The organism is Pseudorhodobacter sp., assembly GCF_030452865.1.
Taxonomy (GTDB): domain Bacteria; phylum Pseudomonadota; class Alphaproteobacteria; order Rhodobacterales; family Rhodobacteraceae; genus Pseudorhodobacter.
This window is the reverse complement of sequence record NZ_JAKDLJ010000432.1, coordinates 1-2,866: the sequence shown is the minus strand read 5'-3', so window position 1 is coordinate 2,866 and position 2,866 is coordinate 1. Positions and strand designations below refer to the sequence as shown.

At 59.8% G+C, this 2,866-nt stretch carries 3 protein-coding genes; 1 reads left to right on the top strand and 2 read right to left on the bottom strand.

Annotation, left to right across the window (positions count from 1 at the left end; all coding sequences use genetic code 11):
- Both L0H65_RS17595 and proS read right to left on the bottom strand, forming a co-directional pair.
- On the bottom strand, positions 1-263 hold a 263-nt coding region (locus L0H65_RS17595), incomplete at its 3' end, for a hypothetical protein (protein ID WP_301460522.1).
- A 34-nt stretch (positions 264-297) separates the two neighbouring features.
- Positions 298-1,635, bottom strand: a complete 1,338-nt coding sequence (gene proS / locus L0H65_RS17590) for a proline--tRNA ligase (RefSeq protein WP_301460521.1) — start codon at positions 1,633-1,635, stop codon at positions 298-300.
- 192 nt (positions 1,636-1,827) lie between these two features.
- Here proS and L0H65_RS17585 point away from each other — a divergent pair.
- A partial coding sequence (locus L0H65_RS17585) for an AI-2E family transporter (RefSeq protein ID WP_301460520.1) occupies positions 1,828-2,866 on the top strand: 1,039 nt, incomplete at its 3' end.

Genomic DNA, 2,866 nt, shown 5'->3' with positions numbered 1-2,866 from the left:
AGCGCGCCAACCCCCCGGCCCAGAAGGTACAGCACCGCGACCACCACCGCTTGCGCCAAAATCGTTGATCCCTGCGCCCGGATTGCCGCCGCAATGCCCCCAGTGTTCCACGCAATACGCCATCCGCGCCAACGCCCCAAGGCAAAGCTGAGCGCAAAGATCACGGCCAGCGGCACGATCACCCAAGGCGAGCGGGCGGCATAGCCAAAACCAAGAACCGAACCCAGCAAAACCACGCCAAGGAAAATGCGGGTAACTTTCATCATCCTGACTCTTTCCTTCGCGGTTTCCTTGATTTCAGATGCCTTCGTAAATCGTGGCAATCCGCGCCACCGCCGCTTCGGCGGGCATTTCTTCGCTGACCCCGGTGCGACGGCTGGTCAGTTCCACGACGCCGTTTTTCAACCCACGCGGGCCAACCGTGATCCGCCACGGCAGGCCGATCAGGTCCATCGTCGCGAATTTCGCCCCGGCGCGTTCGTCGCGGTCGTCATAAAGCGGGTCCAGCCCGATCAGTTTCAGCGCCTTGTAAATGCCTTCGCAAGCGCCGTCGGTTTCCGCGTCGCCTTGCTTGAGGTTGACAATCCCGCAATGGAACGGCGTCACCCCTTCCGGCCAGATGATGCCCTTGTCATCATGGCTCGCCTCGATGATCGCGCCAAGCAGCCGCGACACACCAATTCCATGCGACCCCATATGCACCGGAACCCGGCTGCCATCGGGGGTGACGACGGTGGCCCCCATCGCATCGGAATATTTGGTGCCGAAATAGAAAATCTGGCCGACTTCGATGCCGCGCGCCGAACGACGCCGCGCCTCCGGGATTTTGTCAAACAAGGCCGGATCATGGGTTTCATCGGTTCGGGCGTAAAGCGAGGTGAATTCCTGCATCACCGCCTCGCATTGCGCCTTGTCGTCATAGTCGATCTCGCGCTGGCCGAGTTTGATGTCGGTCACTGCCGCGTCATAGAACACCTCCGACTCGCCAGTTTCGGCCAGTACCAGAAACTCATGGGTATCATCGCCACCGATGGGGCCGGAATCCGCCCGCATCGGGATCGCTTGCAAACCCATGCGTTCATAGGTGCGCAGATAGCTGACCAGATGGCGGTTGTAGGCGTGAAGCGCGTCTTCCTTGGTCAGATCGAAGTTATAGCCGTCCTTCATCAGGAACTCGCGGCCCCGCATCACGCCGAAACGTGGCCGCATTTCATCGCGGAACTTCCATTGGATATGATACAGCGTCAGCGGCAGGTCTTTGTAGCTGGTGACATGGGCGCGGAAAATATCGGTGATCATTTCCTCATTGGTCGGACCATAGAGCATCTCGCGGTCCTGCCGATCCTTGATCCGCAGCATTTCCTGACCGTAATCATCATAACGCCCGGATTCGCGCCACAGGTCGGCCGGTTGCAGCGTCGGCATCAAAAGCGGAATGTGCCCCGCGCGCGCCTGTTCCTCATGCACGATCTGTTCGATGCGTTTGAGCACCTTGAAGCCGAGCGGCAACCAGGAATATATCCCCGCCGCCTGCTGCTTGATCATGCCCGCACGCAGCATATAGCGGTGGCTGACAATCTGCGCCTCAGCAGGGTTTTCTTTCAAAACGGGAAGGAAGTAGCGCGAGAGCCGCATGGGGGCACCTTTTGGGACAAGGGGAGTTGCCGGTGGTGTAGGGAAAACCGCGCCATCTAGCAAGGGCAGCAGGTTTCTGGTGCGGATTTTTCGGCGAGAACACGGGGGACGAAACCGCAACCGCGAAAATCCCGGCCTTGTAATAGACCGGAGGCGAAGGCATGTTGCTGGATCAGCGTCATCGAGGGTCATATGTCATTGCCGATAAGATATCAGCTCACCTATTGGGGTATTGCCTTTGTCGTCTTTCTGCTGACGCTCTGGCTGCTTGGGCAGGTGCTGGCACCCTTCATCGTTGGCGGTGCGATTGCCTATTTCCTTGACCCGCTGGCGGATCGACTGGAACGCTGGGGATTGAGCCGGGTGCTGGCGACCACCGTGATCTCGCTTACCGGGCTCCTGCTCGCGGTGACGCTGGTGCTTGCGGTTATACCCTCCTTGATGGCGCAGCTTTCGGCACTGGTCGAATCGATGCCGACGATCTTTCATCAGTTGCAAGCTTTTTTGACGGAGCGGTTTCCCGACCTGCTGAATGAGGACAGCGTTGTCCGCCGCAGCATTCTGGCGCTGGGGGACAATCTGCGGCAATGGGGCACGCAAGCCGCAAAAACCCTGTTTACCAGCGCGTTGTCTGTCATCGGCGCGGTGATGTTTCTGGTGGTGGTGCCGGTGGTGGCCTTCTATCTGCTGCTGGATTGGGACCGGATGATCGGCCGCATCGACAGCCTGCTGCCGCGTGACCACGCCCCGGTGATCCGCGATCTGGCCAAGCGCATCGACAAGGTGCTGGCGGCTTTCGTGCGTGGACAGCTTAGCGTGTGCGTGGTGCTCGGCATGTTTTATGCGGTGGCGCTGATGCTGGCGGGGTTGGATTTCGGCATGATCGTCGGCGCGATTGCGGGCGCGATCACCTTCATCCCCTATATCGGTGCTTTGGTCGGTGGCGCGCTGGCAATCGGGCTGGCCTTGTTCCAGTTCTGGGGCGACTGGGCGCATATCGGCCTGATCGCGGGCATTTTTGCCGTGGGGCAGTTCCTCGAAGGCAATGTCATCACCCCGCGCCTTGTCGGCAATTCGGTGGGCTTGCATCCGGTCTGGTTGCTGTTCGCGCTGTCAGTCTTTGGCTCCGCCTTCGGGTTTGTCGGCATGCTGGTCGCGGTGCCTGTCGCGGCGGCTTTGGGCGTTTTGGCCCGCTTTGGCATTGAAAATTATCAATGCAGCCAGCTTTACC

Excerpts from the sequence above, each read along its gene's own strand:
- proS (WP_301460521.1), bottom strand. The coding sequence starts at position 1,635 with ATGCGGCTCTCGCGCTACTTCCTTCCCGTTTTGAAAGAAAACCCTGCT.